This is a genomic window from Nitrosospira multiformis (assembly GCF_900103165.1).
GTDB lineage: Bacteria > Pseudomonadota > Gammaproteobacteria > Burkholderiales > Nitrosomonadaceae > Nitrosospira > Nitrosospira multiformis_D.
Map to the genome: position 1 here is coordinate 1 of NZ_FNKY01000001.1, position 19,096 is coordinate 19,096.

Genomic DNA, 19,096 nt, shown 5'->3' on the forward strand with positions numbered 1-19,096 from the left:
CTAACGCCGCAACTGGAAGCAATCTTCCGTGCGCGCTTTCCCGCCATACGATTGGTCAGCCTCCACAGCGGACTCAATCCGGGTGAGCGCATGAATGCCTGGCTGCAGGCACAGCGGGGCGAAGCCAAAATAATACTGGGCACGCGCCTGGCGGTATTCACGCCACTGCCAAAGCTTGGCCTGATTATTGTGGATGAGGAGCAGGATACCTCGTTCAAACAGCAAGAGGGATTGCGCTATTCGGCACGGGACGTGGCGATCTTTCGCGCCAAGCATGCCAATGCACCGGTGATACTGGGTTCCGCCACGCCTTCGCTTGAAAGTTATTACAACGCCCTGAGCGGCCGCTACCTCAGATTGCGCCTGCCATCCCGCGCGGTGAAGAATGCCGCGCTGCCAGTCGTGCGCTGTATCGATACCCGCGCCGCCAAAACAAAAGAAGGTTTTTCGGACCCATTAATCGCCGCGCTGGAGAAGTGCCTCACGTTACATCAGCAAAGCCTGGTTTTCATCAATCGGCGTGGTTACGCACCGGTGTTGCTGTGCAAGTCATGCGCATGGACAGCAACCTGTCATCGCTGCGCCAGCCGTCTGGTGGTGCATCTGCGTGAAAAACAATTGCGATGCCACCATTGCGGTCATCAGGAGCGCTTCCCCTCCGTCTGCCCCGAATGTGGCGACCAGGATATCGTACCCTTTGGCCATGGCACGCAGCGGGTGGAAGCCGCATTGACCGAGCGCTTCCCCGAGGCACGAATTGTACGCATCGATCGCGACAGTACGCGCCGAAAGAATGCGTGGCAAAAAATACTGAAGGATATCCAGGAACAGCGTGTGGATATTCTGATTGGGACACAGATTCTCGCGAAAGGGCATGATTTTCCAAATCTGTCGCTGGTTAGCATCCTGAATTCCGATGCCTCGCTATTCAGCACCGATTTTCGTGCGTCAGAGCGCCTGTTTGCTCAGTTGATGCAAGTAGCGGGCCGAGCCGGACGGGCCACTATCTTGGGAGAAGTGCTGATTCAAACCGAATTTCCTGATCATCCCCTCTATCAGGCACTGCGGCGGCAGGATTATGACTCACTCGCGCAAACACTCCTGGCAGAAAGAAAGACAGCGGGATTTCCCCCGTATGTCTACCAGGCCTTGTTGCGGGCAGAGGCGCTGCAGATTGCCGCTGCGCTGGACTTTCTTGCCAGGGCGGCAACCATAGCGAAGGCGCCGAAGCTAGTCGAGATATTCGATCCGGTTCCGGCGCAAATGGCGCGATTAAGAGGAATGGAGCGCGCATACCTGCTTATACAATCCGGCTCGCGCAAGCAATTACAGGAATTTCTCTCCGTATGGCGAGCAAAACTCGACACGCTTTCGGCACACAAGGTGCGATGGACGCTGGATGTCGATCCGCTGGAGTTTTAACTGGAAATCCATGCCCCTGCGGCACTTGACCGCGCATTTTTCGCTACCCGCCTGCCCCCTGCCTGTCCCTCCTAGTGAATTTCGGCAAGTAATCTGCTTGTCATTTGTTCCGCCTGGCGAAGATACCCGCCACCGAACAGGTTGAGATGATTCAGGATGTGATACAGGTTATAGAGTGTTTTGCGGGTGGAGTAGCCAGGATCGAGCGGATAGGCTTCCCGGTAGGCCGCATAAAAAGCAGCGGGGAATCCTCCAAAAAGTTCGGTCATGGCAATATCCGTCTCACGATCACCATAATAGATGGCCGGGTCAAATAACACCGGTTGCCCCGCATGATCAAAACTATAGTTGCCACTCCACAAGTCGCCGTGCAGCAGTGAGGCAACCGGCTCCGCTCCCGGAAAAAAGAAATCCAGCTGCACCAGCAATTGTTCACCCTGTGTCTGCAATTTTCCAGTGTAGCCGTTAACCCGGGCAAGCTGTAATTGATAGCCCAGGCGTTGCTCGCGCCAGAACTGTATCCAGCTGGGAAAATAGCTATTGATTTGCGGTGTGGCGCCGATGGTGTTATCGCGCACCCATCCGAATTTTCCGGAAGAGATACGATGCATCGCAGCCAGCCGTGCGCCCAAGGCTGCAGCGCCACTACTGGAAACGTTACCCATTTCCAGATACTCCAGCACCAGCCATGCTTTGGATTTATTTTTCCCCCAGCAGACCGGTACTGGAACACGCAATGTATGGGAGCGATAGATTTCTTGCAGACCCATCGCTTCCGCCTCGAACATTGCCAGGCTGTCCGCATGGTTCAGTTTGACGAAAAATCGCCGGCCATTACCTTCAATCCGATGCGCTTCGTTGATGCAACCACCACCGATGGAAGCGGTTTTTTCCATCGCGAACGGAAGGCCGGTGGAATTGGAGATTTGTGCGGTGATGTCGCTCCAGGGTAGCATAAGCGAATGCCGGATTATCGCTTTAGGATAACCACTTCCTTGCTCGCTTGATGGCTGTCCTCACCTGCGCCGGTGCCGTTCCGCCGATATGGTCGCGACTATCTATCGAGCCTTCCAGGGTCAGTACGGCGTAGATATCGCCGTCGATCAACCGAGAGAATTCTTGCAATTCCGGGAGAGTAAGCGCGCTCAGATCCCGAGCGCTCCCGTCCGCAAAGCGCACTGCTCGGGCTACGGCCTCATGCGCTTCGCGAAAAGGCAATCCTTTTTTCGTCAGATAATCGGCCAGATCGGTAGCTGTGGCGTAACCACGCATCGCGGCAGCGCGCATTGCATCCCGGTTGACGCGCACGCCGGTCAACATATCGGCATAAATACGCAGCGTGTCAGTGAGCGTTTCCACCGTGTCAAAAAGAGGCTCCTTGTCTTCCTGATTGTCTTTATTGTAAGCCAGCGGCTGACCCTTCATCAGCGTCAGTAGCGCAACCAGGTGCCCATTGACACGCCCGGTTTTGCCACGCACCAGTTCCGGCACATCCGGATTCTTTTTTTGCGGCATGATGGATGAGCCGGTACAGAACCGGTCGGCGAGATCAATGAAACCAAACGATGGATTCATCCATAAAATCAATTCTTCGGATAGCCGCGACAGATGCGTCATGATCAGTGCCGCGGCGGCACAAAATTCGATGGCAAAATCCCGATCGGAAACCGCGTCCAGCGAGTTTTCGCAAACCCCGTCAAATCCCAGCTGTTGCGCCACCGCCTTGCGGTTGATAGGATAACTGGTCCCCGCCAGCGCCGCCGCGCCCAACGGCAATTTATTCATACGCCTCCGGCAATCGGATAATCGCTCGACATCGCGCTTCAGCATTTCAAAATACGCCATGAGATGATGACCGAAGACAACCGGCTGCGCCACCTGCAAATGCGTGAAACCTGGCATCACGGTATCCACATGCTGTTCGGCAAGCTCCAGCAATGCGCGCTGCATACTATGGATAAGCCCGATGATATCGTCTATCGCGGCACGCAAATAAAGCCGCACGTCGGTGGCGACCTGATCGTTACGTGATCGCGCGGTATGCAGCCGTTTGCCGGCATCGCCGATCAGTGTGGTGAGGCGTTTCTCGATATTGAGATGCACGTCTTCCAGTTCCAGGAGCCAGACGAATTCACCGTTGCGGATTTCGTCGCGAATCTGGCCCAGGCCAGATTCGATGGCAGCCAAATCATGCTCATCGATAATGCCTGCGCCAGAGAGCATTCGTGCGTGAGCAAGCGATCCCTGGATATCGTATTCCGCCAGTCTGCGGTCAAAACCGACCGATGCGGTATAACGCTGCACCAGCTCCGAAACCGGCTCATCGAACCGCCCCGACCAGGTATTTCCGTTTTTGTTGGCGGCCGATGTTTTTTTCTTTTTTGAAGTTGCCATTATCCTAAGCCCGGCAGTTGCCGCTTATTTTTATCCATTTTTCAACTCGAGACCATCACCCGTCATAACTTTACCCCACTGAATTTCCCAGGGTGTTTGCTACAGAGCATCCCTCTGCCGGATTCAGGTCGAACAATGAGTATAAATCAAAATAACTTTCCTGACGTCACGCCGGATTTCCGCATCAAGGGACTTTGCGGCATTCACAACAAGGTGGCAAGAGATAGCGAATTACCCCTCCAGATGGGTCTGGAATACCAGCCCGGCATGCTCCCGCAGTCTGTGGAACTGAATACGCTTCCAGCTCTCCTGGGCGACACTCAATTCTGCTCCGAATGACGCCAGAAAAGTGGGGGCATCTACCGCATCGTAGGCTACCCGATGCGCGTTGGTGTCGATGAACCGCTTCAGTTCGCGCGAATCATCGGACGTGACCCAGCGCGCCATCTGGTACTTTGCCGAAGCGAGACGGGCATCTACACCATACTCGTGCTTGAGCCGGTGCGCCACCACTTCGAACTGCAATGTACCCACCGCACCCAACAGCAAAGCACCTCCGGCATGGGGCCGAAATACCTGGATCGCCCCCTCTTCACCTAACTGGGTGAGTCCCAACTTGAGCTGCTTGCTGCGCATTGGATCGGCAATCTCCACCGTCTGGAAGATTTCAGGTGCAAAAAACGGCAAACCGGTAAACTGCAAGCGCTCGCCTTGCGTCAGTGTATCTCCCAACTGCAACGTTCCATGATTGGGAATGCCGATAATATCGCCGGAGTAGGCGATATCAAGCAACTCGCGCCGCTGTGAGAGAAAGGATACTACGCCGTTGGTACGGATATCCTTATCGCTACGTACGACCCTGAGGTTCATTCCACGCTCGAAGCGGCCCGAACAGATCCGCACGAAGGCGATGCGATCCCGGTGTGCAGGATTCATGTTCGCCTGAATCTTGAAGACGACGCCTGAAAACATCGATTCCGCGGGTTGCACCTGACGCTGCAAGGCTTGGCGCGATCCGGGTGATGGCGCCAGGTCGACCAGTGCGTCAAGTACCTCGCGTACGCCAAAGTTGTTGATGGCCGAACCAAAAAACACCGGGGTCTGCTCGCCGGCGAGGAAAGCCGCGTGACTGAATTCTGGCGAGGCACCACGTATCAGCTCGATTTCCTGCCGAGCGTGGGCGGCATTCGCCGCGAAACGTATCGCGATTTCAGGATTATCCAGACCTTCGATAATCTCGTCCTGCTCATCCAGCCTATCCGCGCCTGGACGAAAAACGCGCATGCGGTCGCGCCGCAAGTCGAATACACCATGAAAACCACGGCCCATACCCAGCGGCCAGGTAAAAGGCACCGCCGTCATGTTCAACGTCCGTTCGATTTCGTCAATGAGATCGAGCGGCTCACGTACTTCGCGATCCATTTTATTCACGAAAGTGAGGATGGGCGTATTACGCGCACGGCACACTTCCAGCAGACGCAATGTCTGGGCCTCTACACCATTGGCGGCATCGATCACCATCAACGCCGCATCCACCGCGGTCAGCACCCGGTAAGTATCTTCGGAAAAATCCTGGTGACCCGGTGTATCCAGCAGGTTGATGACGCAACCCCGGTACTCCATCTGCATCACGGAACTGGCAACGGATATACCCCTTTGCTTCTCGATCTCCATCCAGTCCGAGGTGGCGTGACGGCTCGCTTTCCGCGCCTTGACGCTGCCGGCGATATGAATGGCGCCGGCAAACAGCAACAACTTTTCCGTCAGCGTGGTTTTCCCCGCATCCGGGTGTGAGATTATGGCAAACGTGCGGCGACGCGCCACTTCCTGATTGACCGCCATCAAATATTCCTCATGCTGAATCTTGTTCCTGTGGGTAAAGGTAGCACCGCGCCGTGTGCGTTGAACTGAATGCGCTTGTTTCGGGGTAATGCTCACGGCATATCGGCATGACATGCGGACAACGAGGATGAAAGTGGCAGCCGGATGGCGGATTGGCTGGAGAAGGCAGATCCCCATGCAGGTGGATGATCTGGCGCTTTGATGCGAGATCAATGACCGGTACCGCCGACAGCAGCGCCTGAGTATAGGGATGCCTGGGATGACCCAATACTTCATCCACCCGCCCCTGCTCCACGATTCTTCCCAAATACATCACCGCCACCTCGTCGGCGATATACTCCACCACCGAGATATTATGAGTGATGAATAGATATGCCAACCCCAGGCTGCTCTGCAAATCCTTCAGCAGATTCAGGATCTGTGCCTGTACGGACACATCCAGCGCACTGGTGGGCTCATCGCAAACAATCAGCCGGGGATTGACCGCCAGGGCGCGGGCAATGGCGACACGCTGGCGCTGACCGCCCGAGAACTCATGCGGATAGCGCCATTTGGTTTCTGGCGGCAACCCGACACTTTCCAGAAGCGCATCCACTCTTCCCTTCTTGCGGGTGGAATGATGCTCCGCTTGACTTGCTTCGCCGCCGTCGCCGCCATCTCCGACGTTCAGGGCATCCATGCCCTCTTCAATGATATCCACGATACGCATTCGCGGGTTGAGTGACGAATACGGATCCTGAAAGATGAGCTGGAATTCAGCGCGCATCTTCCGCAATCGCTTGCGTTCCATCCCGACGAGTTCAAGCCCGTTGTAACGTACGCTGCCTGCGGACGGCGGAATCAACTGCAAAATACCCTTGCCGACCGTCGTCTTGCCACAGCCGGATTCTCCCACCAGCGCCAACGTCTTGCCCTGCCGGATCGTCAGCGACACGCCATCCACCGCCTTGACATACCCGGTGATACCTTTCATCAGTCCCTTATGTATCGGGAAGTAAACTTTGAGGCCGGTGACGGACAACAAGCAGCTGGAGTCTCGTGATTCAGAAGCCCGTGCGGGCTGAGGACTTGATTCCGCTGATCTTTCAGAGTCCTGAACGGCAGCTTCGAAATGCTGACTCCCGAGTTTCGGGTCCTGAATGCTGGGACGGGTATCTTCATTAAAGAGATGACACCTCACCTGGTGTCCGCCTGCCACCACATTCCACCTCGGTGCGATCTCATGGCACAGTTCCCACGCATGGTCGCAACGGTCGGCAAAACGGCAACCGGTGAATTCGCTTGACAGCGGCGGGACATTTCCGCCAATCGCCGCCAGCCGCAATCCCTGCTCGCGCAGGGCTTTGCCCGGCAGGGAAGCAAACAATTTCTGCGAATAAGGATGCGCCGGACCGCTAAAAAAATCTTCGCGAGTCGCCGTCTCCACAATTTCACCCGCGTACATCACCGCCACCCGATGCGCCATTTCCGCCGCCACCGCGAGATCATGAGTAATGAGTAGAATCGCCATGCCGTCGCGCTGCTGCAAGCTGCGCATCAGATCCAGCACCTGCGCCTGAATGGTGACATCCAGCGCGGTAGTCGGCTCATCGGCGATGAGCAGCTCCGGCTCCCCGGCCAGCGCCATGGCAATCATCATCCGCTGCTTCATTCCACCCGAAAACTGAAAGGGATATTCATTCATGCGGCGCGCCGCATCCGGTATACCCACCTGATTCAATATCTCCAGTACGCGTTCTTGTGCCGCCATACCGCTTAAATTGAAATGCCGCCGCAACACTTCACCAATCTGGTCCGCCACCGTCATTACCGGATTCAAGCTTAGCATCGGCTCCTGAAATATCATGCTGATGCGCTTCCCACGAACATCGCGCATGGCGGCTTCCGGCAGCAGAAGCAGATCTTCCTCGCCGATCCTGATGGATCCCGCCACGATCTCTCCCGCCTCTGGCAATAGTCGCATAACCGAGAGGGCCGTCATGGATTTTCCGCAACCGGATTCGCCCAGCAACACGAAGGTTTCACCCCTAAGAATCTGTAGCGTAAGGCCATCCACCGCCCATACCGGTGCTGCACCGGTGTGGAGAACGGTTTCGAGATTCTCAATTTGCAGTAAGGGACTCATGGCTGGGAGGGGCCTTCAACCGTGGGAGAAACGGATTGAGCTTCCGATTTCTCTCCGCGTCCCCGGCGACGCAATATTACCGCCTTTGCCGGCAACGTTTTTGCTCGTGGATCAAAGGCATTCTGTACCGCATCGGCAAAAAGATTGGCACTCAATACCAACGCGAACATAAAACCGAAGGCCGCAAGCAATGCCCACCACACCATCGGTTCACGCGCCATTTCCAGCCGCGCGGCGTTAATCATGGTGCCAAAACTAATCATGGAAGGATCGACACCGACACCCACATAAGACAATACGGCTTCCGCCAGAACCAGTCCGCTGAAATCCATCACGGTGGCAATCAGCACGATATGCATCACATTGGGAAGAATGTGGCGACTGATGATACGCCAATGGGAAACACCGAAGGCATGGGCCGCCTGAATGTATTCCATTTCGCGCAGTTTCAAGGTTTCCCCCCGCAGCAACCGGCATAGGCCGGTCCAGCTGGTGACCCCGAGTATGATGCAAAGAAACAGCAGACGCAGGTCGGCACGCGCGGCAATGGTGTCGAATAACTCGGGATGGGTTTCTATATAGACCTGCATCATCAATACCGTTGCCGCAATCAGCAGGACACTCGGGATTGAACTCAGCGTGGTGTACAAGTATTGAATGACATCATCCACCCAACCACGAAAATAGCCGGCCATGATGCCCAGAAGCAACGCGAATGGCAGCATCATCAGCGTGGTGAGCGTTCCGATCACCAAACCCGTGCGGATGCTTTTGAGAGACTGATAAAATACGTCCTGCCCCACCTTATCGGTACCAAATATGTGGTAACTGCCGGATAGTGCCAGCGCGGCACCGCAGAATAGCAATATGAATGCAAGCGTGATACATACCGCATTCCATGGAACCTGAGTGGTGCCGCGCCAGATGGCGGAAAGCACCGACGAGAATTTTTCACCGCTACGGCGCGCCAATAGTCCGGTCAAGGAAACCACCACGATGCCCCATAGGAGAAGCCCCAAACCTCCACCCACGCCTGCTTTCCAGGCCACATCGGCCGTAAGCTCAGATTCGGGATCCTGCAAATGCGCGCCGCCGAATTGCAACCGGGGGAATTCCCGTACCTGCCGTCCATCCGGAAGCTCCGTTGTTTCCCTGGCGTAAAGAAAGGCGGCAAAGGGCGCGGAATAAGTCTTTTCCACGCGCGTCCGCAAAGGGGCTGCAATCACGTCGAGCAAACTCAGCACTTCCACACCGTAAGCTTTCTCGCCGTTGCCACTGTTACTATTCTCAACGGCAGGGCGTATATGCACTGTATCGAGCAATCCAACGGCAATAAAAAATACCAGAACCGTAAGTGCCGCCATTCCGCTCGCACTGTGTCCCACACGCCGCCATGGCGCCAGAAGATATTCATTGCGCCGCACATACCAGACGAAGGCGATTATCACCGCCACCAACAGGTAGACAAGTGCATCTGTCCAGAGAATTACCGGTTTGAAAGACATTATCCTAAATCCGGCAGTTGGACGGGGTGAAGTGTACGGTTTTTGGGGTACGGGGCAAGGCGCAACGACGCGGAATGGTTGTTCCATTCCAAGGAGTTACAACGCAGCCATGCGCCGCAAAAATCGTGCAATCCGCCCCGTAGCGAACTCACCCAAGTGAAGATTGATTGAGACGAAACAGCTTTGTAAATCATAATATTAAACTGAAAAATGGCGGTCAATCGCCAGATTTAGGATTATAGCGTCGTCATGCCAGTCTCACCCTTGGATCCACCAGCGTATAGGAAATGTCCGTCAATATCAGTCCGACGATATAAAGCAACGATCCCAGAAAAACCATGGCACGCACTACGGCAAAGTCCTGTGAGTTGATCGCATCAATGGTATAGCTGCCTAATCCGGGAATGCCAAAAAAGGATTCGGCAATCAGGCTTCCCAGAAATAGCAGCGGGATCACTACCACCGCGCCGGTGAGTATCGGAATCATTGCGTTCCTGAGCACATGCCTGAAGAGTACAAGACTTTCAGACAATCCTTTAGCGCGGGCGGTGCGAACGTAATCCTTGCCCATTTCCTCAAGGAAAATGGTGCGATACCAGCGAGTGCTGGCGCCTGCACCGCTAATTACGCCGATGATAACCGGCAATACCAGGAATTTAGCGGCATTCAGGCCACTTCCATAACCTGAAATGGGGACCAGATGCCATATCTTGCTGATCAAAAACTGGCCGCCAATGATATAGAACAAACTGGAGATGGACATCAGGGCGACGCATAGTACCACACCCCAGAAATCCACGTAGGTAGCCCGGAAAAATACCATTGCCAGCGCAAAAAAAATGTAGACAAACAATCCCAGCAGGAACACGGGCAGCGCAATGGCAAGGCTGGGTATCATGCGTGTTTTGATTTCGTGAGCAATATCGCGTCCGTCATCGGCCCGTCCAAAATCAAAGGCAAACATGGCAACTGATTTCTCAAAAAAAATAGTGCGCGTAAATTTTGCGATACCCTCCACCGTATCATTAAACATGAGCGGTTTATCATACCCGCGCTCCTGCTTCCACTTGGTAATGGCCTCGGGCGTGACACGCTTGATTCCCAACTGCATCCGCGCCATGTCATCAGGGCTGTTAACCACAAAAAACAGGGTAAAGGTGATCAGATTCACGCCGATCAGAATGGGAATGGCATAAAGCACGCGCCGAATGATGTAATTAAGCAACGTCGCCTCTTGACCCCGGATTCCCGGTCTCTGATTCCCTGCTCCTGATTCCCGCCCTTTGTTCCCTGCGGCGGTAAACGACCACGGCCGGGGTAAGGCCTACCGCCAGCACGATCAATCCCAGCACAATGGGCCACAACACCGGCTCATTCCATTCGCGCCGCTTCTGATCCCGCAACTCCGCATCTACACGGAAGTATTTAATGTTATTGTGCGATAGCCTGTTCGGTTTAACATTGCCGTACCAGGTGTGATACAACCCATAATCCTTGGGGTGATATCCCCAAAGCCAGGGCGCGTCGTGACGCAGAATGTCGATCATCCGATCGATGATTTGCTGGCGTTCGGGACTGTTTTCCATATTCTTCATTTCCTCGAACAGCCGGTTATACTCGGGATTGGAGTAATTGGCGGCGTTCTCGCCTTCATTACCGACCTTTTGCTGCGGACCATGCAACAGGAACAGGAAATTCTCCGGATCGGGATAATCGGCGTTCCAGCCCCACTCGAAGATTTGCGCGTTGCCCTTGCGTATCTTGTCCTGGAAACGGTTGTAGTCGGTGCTGCGAACCACCAGCTGAATATTGAGTTTCTGGAATTGCTTGCGCATCCAGTCGAGACTCGATTTGTCATCGACACCTCTCGCGGTTACATCAAAATACAGCACCAGCGGCGTACCCGTTTTCGCGTCCATCCCGTTGGGATAACCCGCCTCCGCCAACAGCGCCCTGCCGGCTTCAATCGGTTTGCGCCGTGCCCGTCCGTTTACCCAATCGTAGACGACCGGGTTGATTCCCTCCTCGCCCTCCCGATGACCGGCAATGCCCGGTGGAATAGGACCTTGGGCCGGGATACCGCGGCCATTGGCAAATATCGAAACATATTCTTCGTAATCCACCGCGATCGAAATGGCCTGGCGCAACTTTCTGGCAGATTCGCGCTCCTGCTTGGTTACTCCGCCGACTACCGGGTCAAGCATATTGAAACCCATGTAGTTCGTGGAGGTCGCCACAGCGGTTTCCAGCCGGATACCCTGGCGCTTCATCGCTTCGGTCACGGTGGCTTCTCCCTGGCCCGTCAGTTGCACCGCCTGATCGAAACTGTCAGATCCAATGCCCGAGGCGTCATAGTAACCCTGGAGGAACTTGTTCCAGCGCGGAATACTTTCCTTATCGCGGCTGGATATTACTTTATCGATAAAGGGTAGCGGCTTGCCTGCATCCGCGAGCAAACCCGCCTCCGCATCATCCGGCATGCCCTCGGACGGATAGGCCTCGCCGTGAAAATTGGGATTTTTTTCCAATATCATCATACGATTGGGATCGTTCTCGGTGAGCATATAAGGTCCGGTGCCCACGGGATACCAATCAAAGGTGATATTTTTTTCCGCCAACCCTTTCTGGGTATAAAAACGTTCCGCCTCCCATGGGATGGGCGCAAAAAAAGGCATTGCCAGCCAGTACATAAACTGTGGATATTTCCCCTTGATCTTGATGCGATAAGTATAGCGGCTCACTGTTTCCGCGCCTTCCAGCGGATAATTATTCAAATCCAGATAGGCATCGCTACCCTGCCCATTGAACTGCGCCACGACGGCGGTCTGAAGCGTCATGGAGTACTCTTTAAGACCTACAATATAATCGGCCATCAGGCCGAAGATTGGCGAATGCAATTTGGGATGCGCCAACCGTTTGATCTCGAAAATATAGTCTTCAGCCGTCAATTCGCGGGAACCCGTGTGGCGAAAATCGGACAGTTTGTAGACGTTGGCCAGATCCTCCGCGGTGAGATTATGATAAAGAAACTCTCCCTGCTCATTTCTGGCGAAGGCCGGGTGAGGCTGATATCGGATACCGGGCTTGATGGAAATTTCATAAATTGTATAGGCGATTTGCGCGGCATCCACGCTGTCATGCAGGCGCTTTCCATTCTTGTCGAAATATTGCGCAACCGGCATTTCGGCGGCCGCCGATGGGATGAGCGTATAGGGACGTTTCAGATAATGGTATTGCAGCGGCGGTTCGTAAATCTGCGCCGTCAGCAGAATTTCGTTGGAGCTGTATGACTGCACGGGGTCAAGGTGCTTTGGGCGCTCGGCAAACGGAGTATAGAGGATATTTTTTCCCGTATCGTCTGCTGGATAGGGACTGTTCCATGAATTACCGCTACAGGCACAAATGAGGACCACAAGCGATGCCGGCAGATATTTGGATAGGGCCTTCATTGATGCGATAGTGTAGCGTAAATATCAGAAATGGAGATGACGCTTCAACCCCGGCGGCGTTCATGATTCTACAAGTGGGAAAGACTTGAAGTTATAATCCTGAATCCGGCAGCTGACCACTCATTTTTTACTCACTTTTCAGCTGGGCACCATGATCCACGCAGACTTTTGGCGCCATTTGATCTTTACCTTTTTGGTGAGTGCTATGGGATGGATTGCATGGTTTGTGCGGCACATGGCTGCGTTGCAACTCCTTACCCTGCATCCGGGAAAATCATACGCTCCACTCCGCTCAACTGCCGGAATCAGGATAATTCCCCAAACTCCTCATTACTTCAAGGATATGACATGACACTCCTCGCTGACAAACGCATTCTCATCACCGGACTGCTTAGTAATCGCTCCATTGCCTATGGCATTGCAAAAGCCATGCGTCGCGAAGGCGCGCAACTGGCCTTTACCTATCAGGGAGAGGGAGTGCGTGGACGAGTTGAAAAAATAATCGCTGAATTCGAGAGTGATTTGCTGTTTCCCTGTGATGTTTCGAACGATGATGAAATCATCCGCTGTTTTGATAGTTTAGGAAAACATTGGGATGGTCTTGACGGCATCGTTCACTCGATCGCCTTCGCTCCGCGAGAAGCATTGAGCGGGGACTATCTCGAAAGCGTAAACCGCGAGGCCTTCCGCATCGCCCACGATGTCAGTTCCTACAGCTTCGCGGCCTTGGCAAAAGCGGGGATGCCGCTGATGCAGGGCAGGAATGGCTCGCTGCTTACGCTTACCTACCTCGGCGCGGTACGGGTTATGCCGAATTACAATGTGATGGGCCTGGCTAAAGCCAGTCTTGAGGCCAATGTGCGCTTCATGGCATCCAGCCTTGGTCCCAAGGGAATACGCGTCAACGCGATTTCCGCCGGTCCGATCAAAACCCTGGCAGCGGCGGGCATTGGCAATTTCGGAAAACTGCTGAGCTATACGGAGAAGGTTGCGCCATTACGACGCAATGTTTCCATCACGGAGGTCGGTAACGTCGCGGCTTTTCTGTGTAGCGATCTGGCTAGCGGCATTACTGGCGAAGTTACCCATGTCGACGCAGGATTTAATACGGTCGCTTTTGATATCAGCGAACCCTAACCTTGAAGAACCTCTGAACAAACTTCCGGGCTTTGCCGGCAAAGCACTCCCCGAGTGATTCAGAGGTCCCTGACAATGAATACAGGATTCTTATTTCTTTTCTAAACTCTCATTCCTGACCGTCACGTCATACTGTTTTCTGACCCCGGCAAGATAAGATGAGAGCTCCTCCTGGGCGTGTACCTGTTGCAATTGCCGGGAAAAGGTCCTGCGTTCGGATGCTTCTGCTGGAACCGGTTCAATGACGCGGCTAATGCGGATCAAAGTAAACCCTCCCTGAGAATTCTCCACACCGGCATAGGATGGCAGTCTCCCGGCTTCAGCCTTGAAAACCGCGCGCAGGGTTTCATTGTCCAGAGCTTGGGGCTCTTTCCTGGAAACTTGCTGGGTGGCGCCCCACGTAACGGCTCCATCCTTGCCTTCCTGCAACTGCGCAAATTTTTCCCTGCCTGTTTTTTTGGCCGCTTCCATCGCATCCTTGCGGGCCACTTTCTCGCTAATTTTATCCCGCAACATTGCAATGGAAGGCGTCGTCGCCGGCCTGTGTTCCAGAACTCTGGCTGAAACAAGCGTATTGGGCATCACTTCCACCGCCTCGGTGTTACGCTTATTCTTCAGCGCATCTTCCGAGAATATCGCCTGCAGCAATCTCCCATTAGTAAAATAAGGTGGCTCACCCGCATTTCTTCCAATCCAATCACTCTGCTGGATACGCAAGCTGAATTTCTCGGCGGCGGGCCGCAGGCTATCACTCTGCTCATACACCATATTGCTGAAGCCTTCAGCCATTTCACCAAAAATTTTTCCGGCTTTTTGCTTCTTCAGTTCCTGCTCGACTTGGCTCTTTACTTCCTCAAAACTAACCAGTTTTGGAGGTTTTATGGCGGAAAGTTTAATAATATGAAAGCCATGATCTGTTTCAACCAGATTACTGATCTCTTCTGGTTTCATCTGAAAAACCGCATCTTCGAACGCCTTGACCATCATGTTGCGTGCGAAAAAGCCCAGGTCACCCCCCTTGATCGCCGAACCCGGGTCTTGGGAATGCTGCTTGGCAAGTTCCGCAAAGTTTTGCGGAGCCTGCCTTACCTGAACAAGCAACTGTTCGGCCTTGGCACGCGCCACGGCCTTCTCCGCATCGGACGCCGTGGCGGGAACCGTTATCAGTATGTGGCTCGCACGGCGCTCCTCAGGTTGCTCAAACTCACTCCGATGCTCCTCAAAATACTTTATTTCCTCGTCAGTGCTCACTTGCAGGTCTTTAGTCAAATCATCCAGAGACAGCACCAGATATTCAACACGCACTTGCTCCGGCAGCTGAAACTCGGCTTGGTGACTATCATAATAAGACTTGATAGCCGCGTCATCGGGCTTCATCTGCGACAGGAATTGCTCCGGTAGTATTTGAACCAGGCTAATTTCGCGTTTCTCACCCCCCAACCGCATAATTCTTTCCGCCACCGAGACGGGAACGAAACCATTCGCGGTATATGCGTCAGTCAATTGCTGCCGCATCAGTTCCTGGCGCACACGCGCTTCGAATGTTCGCGGATTCATTCCCTGTCCGCGCAGCAGCTCTTCATAGCGCTGCTTGGAAAATTTGCCATCCTCCTGAAATGCGGAAATATCTTGTATGACGGATATCAGTTGCGAATCCGGCACGGTCAACCCAACACGCGCGGCTTCATGCTTCAGGAGCCGCTGCTGGATCAGCCCCTCCAATACCGCAGACCGTAGTTCCGGATTATTCAGCATTGCATCGTTAAAATTTTCTCCCATGGTCGCCCGCATGCTTTCCTGCTGATTGCGCAACGCCTGCTCGAATTCCTGACGCGGGATCTTTTCGCCCGCCGCCAATGCAAGATAGTCTTCGCCGTCACTACTGTTATAGGACTCGATTCCCCAGAAAAGAAATGGCAATGCGGCAAGTGCCAGAATAGCCTGGACGATACGTTTTTTTCTATGAACAAAATCAAACATTATTAAAAGCTTAAGAAATGCATAAAAAAGGCGAACTCGCGTTCGCCCTGGTTTAGCACAAAATCTGGCGGAGTGGACGGGACTCGAACCCGCGACCCCCGGCGTGACAGGCCGGTATTCTAACCAACTGAACTACCACTCCAACAATCTGTAAGTTTCTGCTGGTGGGTGCTGACGGGGTCGAACCGCCGACATTCGCCTTGTAAGGGCGACGCTCTACCAACTGAGCTAAGCACCCCGTCCGAAGAATGCTAGTTTACTGCATCCTTGAGCGCCTTGCCAGCGCTGAATTTCGGAACTTTCGCGGCTTTTATCTTGATTGCCGCGCCCGTGCGAGGATTGCGGCCGGTGCGGGCCGCCCGTTTACCTACTTTAAAAGTTCCAAATCCGACGAGTGTTACACTTTGCCCTTTTTTTAGAGCGGCTTTGATTGCGGATAATGCTCCATCCAGCGCGTTACCTGCAGAGGCCTTGGAGATGTCGGAAGACTTGGCGATGGCATCAATGAGTTCAGATTTATTCACGGTGATTCCCCTTTCGTTATTTTAGTTACAGAAAAACCCTTGCAATTGTTTTATATCAAGCCGTTTGTGCTTGGTCAAGCAATTGTGAAAATATTTCAGAAACATTTTGTACATAAACTTACGCGGGAAAATCCTGCTTTCTCCAGTAAACCCGGTCTGTTTCATGAAATGGAATAAACCGGAGACTGAAAAATAAAAGTTACACGAGCCTTTCTGGAATTTAGTGCTTGATAACCGTGGTGGCAGTATCCTCCTCGACCGCAACGGGACCAGGCACGGGCGCAGGGGTAACGGGAAGCGCTTCCGGCTTGCGTTCCAATGCTAGATCCAGCACCTGATCTATCCATTTAACCGGATGAATATCCAGCCGATTCTTGATATTCTCTGGAATCTCGGTCAGATCCTTGACGTTATCCTCCGGAATCAGCACTCTCTTTATGCCGCCGCGGTGCGCAGCCAGAAGCTTTTCCTTGAGACCACCAATGGGCAATACCTCGCCGCGCAATGTTATTTCGCCCGTCATCGCCACATTCGCCCGAGCCGCGATACCTGTCAGCGCCGATACCATCGCTATGCAAATGCCGATCCCCGCGCTGGGGCCGTCTTTAGGCGTCGCACCCTCAGGCAAGTGGATATGAATGTCGTTCTTCTGATAAAAATCATCGGCGATGCCCAACGTTCTTGAACGGCTGCGTACCACCGACAGCGCGGCCTGAACCGATTCCTGCATTACCTCTCCCAATTTTCCGGTAGTGATGGTTTTCCCCTTGCCCGGCAACACGACCGCCTCGATGGTCAGCAATTCTCCACCTACCTCGGTCCATGCCAGACCTGTCACCTGCCCTACCTGATTTTTCTCTTCCGCAACGCCATAGGTATACCGTCTTACCCCCAGGTATTTATCCAGATTCCGCCCGCTGATGGTGATCTTTTTCTGATCACCTTTGAGCAGCAATGCCTTGACCACTTTACGGCATATTTTTGAAATTTCCCGCTCCATCGCCCGTACACCGGCCTCTCTTGTGTAATAACGGGTAACATCACGCAGGGCGGATTCGGACACCGCCAGCTCATCTTCTTTGAGACCATGATTTTTTATCTGTTTAGGCAACAGATAGCGCGTTGCGATATTGAGTTTCTCATCCTCGGTATAACCCGACAGCCTGATCACCTCCATGCGATCCAGTAATGCCGGGGGTATATTCAGCGTATTGGCGGTAGCGACAAACATGACGTCCGACAAATCATACTCAACCTCGATGTAATGATCCACGAATGAATTGTTCTGCTCCGGGTCCAGCACTTCCAATAGCGCGGATGACGGATCGCCACGGAAATCCATACCCATTTTGTCCACTTCATCGAGCAGGAATAATGGATTTTTGACACCAACCTTGGTCATGTTCTGCAAGATCTTGCCGGGCATCGAACCAATGTAAGTACGGCGGTGGCCGCGTATCTCGGCCTCGTCGCGCACGCCGCCCAGGGACATGCGTACGAACTTGCGGTTGGTGGCACGGGCGATGGATTGTCCCAATGAGGTCTTGCCCACGCCAGGCGGCCCCACCAGACAAAGAATGGGTGCTTTCAGCTTATCAACGCGCTGCTGCACGGCCAGATATTCGACGATACGTTCCTTGACCTTGTCCAGGCCATAATGATCCTGCTCCAGCACCACTTCGGCAGCGTTAAGGTCCTTACTGATTTTATTTTTTTTCTTCCACGGTAACGCTACCAGCGCGTCAATGTAATTGCGAACCACCGTAGCCTCAGCCGACATGGGAGACATCAAACGCAATTTCTTCAATTCCGCTTCCGCCTTTGCGCGACCCTCCTTGGACATCTGTGCGGCCTTGATCTTCCTGTCTATCTCTTCCAGATCGGCACCATCCTCGCCCTCACCGAGCTCCTTCTGGATAGCCTTCACCTGCTCGTTGAGATAGTAGTCGCGCTGGCTTTTTTCCATCTGGCGCTTGACTCTCCCACGGATACGTTTTTCCACCTGAAGGATGTCAAGTTCGGTTTCAAGTAATCCCAGCAGATGTTCCAAACGTTTTGGAACATCGAAAATCTCCAGTACTTCCTGCTTTTGCTCAAGTTTCAATGGCAAGTGGGCGGCGATCGTATCAGCCAGACGTCCTGCTTCATCTATCCCGCTAAGTGAAGTCAGTATTTCGGGCGGAATTTTCTTGTTGAGCTTCACATACTGGTCGAACTGGGCCAGCATTGCGCGCCGCATTGCCTCAACCTCGTGGTTGTCAACGGCATCCGGCGGAAGCAATGCAGCCTGGCCGGAGAAGTAGTTGCCGTCATCGATCACCTTCATGATGCGTGCACGGCGGCTCCCTTCAACCAGCACCTTGACGGTACCATCGGGCAATTTAAGCATTTGCAGCAGATTTGCAACGCTGCATACGCCATAGAGGTCGTCAGGAGCCGGCTCATCCTTGGCGGCAAACTTTTGCGCAACCAGAAGAATGCTCTTGCCGGACTCCATAGCGATTTCCAATGCCTTGATGGACTTGGGCCGTCCGACGAATAAGGGAATCACCATATGCGGAAACACCACTACGTCGCGCAACGGCAATAACGGTAATGACACCTGATTGGGGTCGTTAACTGGGGAGGACATATCGGCTCACCTATAAAAGACGAACAAAGGTTATGGGGACGCCGCGAGGAAATTCAAGGCAACGGACCAGGTAAAATAGTCAGAAC

Annotated in this window: 12 protein-coding genes and 2 tRNA genes; 2 read left to right on the forward strand and 12 right to left on the reverse strand. The window is 53.6% G+C overall.

Translation table 11 applies throughout. The annotated features are described in order from the left end of the window. Positions 1-1,422: replication restart helicase PriA (gene priA, locus BLR00_RS00005; protein ID WP_074630233.1), on the forward strand; the 1,422-nt coding region annotated here is incomplete at its 5' end. Positions 1,423-1,493: 71 nt separating this feature from the next. Here priA and BLR00_RS00010 read toward each other — a convergent pair. The 7 genes from BLR00_RS00010 to BLR00_RS00040 all read right to left on the reverse strand — a co-directional run bounded on the left by BLR00_RS00010 (position 1,494) and on the right by BLR00_RS00040 (position 12,737). After that, complete coding sequence (locus BLR00_RS00010) at positions 1,494-2,378, reverse strand: fructosamine kinase family protein (RefSeq protein WP_074630234.1); 885 nt, start codon at positions 2,376-2,378, stop codon at positions 1,494-1,496. Between the two features lie 22 nt (positions 2,379-2,400). Beyond that, a complete protein-coding gene (gene argH / locus BLR00_RS00015; protein WP_074630235.1) occupies positions 2,401-3,816 on the reverse strand; it encodes an argininosuccinate lyase in 1,416 nt (471 codons plus the stop codon). Between the two features lie 231 nt (positions 3,817-4,047). Further along, a complete protein-coding gene (locus BLR00_RS00020) occupies positions 4,048-5,658 on the reverse strand; it encodes a peptide chain release factor 3 (RefSeq protein ID WP_074630236.1) in 1,611 nt (536 codons plus the stop codon). Between the two features lie 10 nt (positions 5,659-5,668). Next, positions 5,669-7,783, reverse strand: a complete 2,115-nt coding sequence (locus BLR00_RS00025; RefSeq protein ID WP_074630237.1) for an ABC transporter ATP-binding protein — start codon at positions 7,781-7,783, stop codon at positions 5,669-5,671. Further along, positions 7,780-9,288 carry an ABC transporter permease gene (locus BLR00_RS00030; RefSeq protein ID WP_074630238.1) on the reverse strand — a complete coding sequence of 503 codons (1,509 nt, stop codon included), beginning with the start codon at positions 9,286-9,288 and terminating at the stop codon, positions 7,780-7,782. Before BLR00_RS00030 ends, BLR00_RS00025 begins: the two co-directional genes overlap by 4 nt. Before the next feature lie 247 nt (positions 9,289-9,535). Next, positions 9,536-10,513 (reverse strand): ABC transporter permease, encoded by a 978-nt coding sequence (locus BLR00_RS00035; protein ID WP_074630239.1) that lies wholly within the window; start codon positions 10,511-10,513, stop codon positions 9,536-9,538. Then, entirely contained in the window at positions 10,506-12,737 is a 2,232-nt protein-coding gene (locus tag BLR00_RS00040) for an ABC transporter substrate-binding protein (RefSeq protein WP_074630240.1), read from the reverse strand. Before BLR00_RS00040 ends, BLR00_RS00035 begins: the two co-directional genes overlap by 8 nt. A gap of 348 nt (positions 12,738-13,085) precedes the next feature. Here BLR00_RS00040 and BLR00_RS00045 point away from each other — a divergent pair, with 348 nt between their 5' ends. Beyond that, the gene (locus BLR00_RS00045; RefSeq protein ID WP_074630241.1) at positions 13,086-13,874 is read left to right on the forward strand and encodes an enoyl-ACP reductase FabI; all 789 of its coding nucleotides are present in this window, start codon (positions 13,086-13,088) and stop codon (positions 13,872-13,874) included. Positions 13,875-13,964: 90 nt separating this feature from the next. Here the strand turns inward: BLR00_RS00045 and BLR00_RS00050 are convergent, their stop codons facing one another. The 5 genes from BLR00_RS00050 to lon form a co-directional block, all read right to left on the reverse strand. Beyond that, on the reverse strand, positions 13,965-15,854 hold the full coding sequence (locus tag BLR00_RS00050; protein WP_074630242.1) for a SurA N-terminal domain-containing protein: 1,890 nt from the start codon (positions 15,852-15,854) through the stop codon (positions 13,965-13,967). Positions 15,855-15,919: 65 nt separating this feature from the next. Then, positions 15,920-15,996, reverse strand: a tRNA-Asp gene (locus tag BLR00_RS00055). Between the two features lie 20 nt (positions 15,997-16,016). Further along, positions 16,017-16,092, reverse strand: a tRNA-Val gene (locus tag BLR00_RS00060). 13 nt (positions 16,093-16,105) lie between these two features. Then, complete coding sequence (locus BLR00_RS00065) at positions 16,106-16,378, reverse strand: HU family DNA-binding protein (protein ID WP_004180321.1); 273 nt, start codon at positions 16,376-16,378, stop codon at positions 16,106-16,108. 220 nt (positions 16,379-16,598) lie between these two features. Next, a complete protein-coding gene (gene lon / locus BLR00_RS00070) occupies positions 16,599-19,010 on the reverse strand; it encodes an endopeptidase La (protein ID WP_074630243.1) in 2,412 nt (803 codons plus the stop codon). Positions 19,011-19,096: the final 86 nt, after the last annotated feature.

What these genes read in the sequence shown, in the direction of transcription:
- BLR00_RS00010 (WP_074630234.1), bottom strand. Translation starts at nt 2,378, where the DNA reads ATGCTACCCTGGAGCGACATCACCGCACAAATCTCCAATTCCACCGGC.
- argH (WP_074630235.1), bottom strand. Translation starts at nt 3,816, where the DNA reads ATGGCAACTTCAAAAAAGAAAAAAACATCGGCCGCCAACAAAAACGGA.
- BLR00_RS00020 (WP_074630236.1), bottom strand. Translation starts at nt 5,658, where the DNA reads ATGGCGGTCAATCAGGAAGTGGCGCGTCGCCGCACGTTTGCCATAATC.
- BLR00_RS00025 (WP_074630237.1), bottom strand. Translation starts at nt 7,783, where the DNA reads ATGAGTCCCTTACTGCAAATTGAGAATCTCGAAACCGTTCTCCACACC.
- BLR00_RS00030 (WP_074630238.1), bottom strand. Translation starts at nt 9,288, where the DNA reads ATGTCTTTCAAACCGGTAATTCTCTGGACAGATGCACTTGTCTACCTG.
- BLR00_RS00040 (WP_074630240.1), bottom strand. Translation starts at nt 12,737, where the DNA reads ATGAAGGCCCTATCCAAATATCTGCCGGCATCGCTTGTGGTCCTCATT.
- BLR00_RS00045 (WP_074630241.1), top strand. Translation starts at nt 13,086, where the DNA reads ATGACACTCCTCGCTGACAAACGCATTCTCATCACCGGACTGCTTAGT.
- BLR00_RS00050 (WP_074630242.1), bottom strand. Translation starts at nt 15,854, where the DNA reads ATGTTTGATTTTGTTCATAGAAAAAAACGTATCGTCCAGGCTATTCTG.
- lon (WP_074630243.1), bottom strand. Translation starts at nt 19,010, where the DNA reads ATGTCCTCCCCAGTTAACGACCCCAATCAGGTGTCATTACCGTTATTG.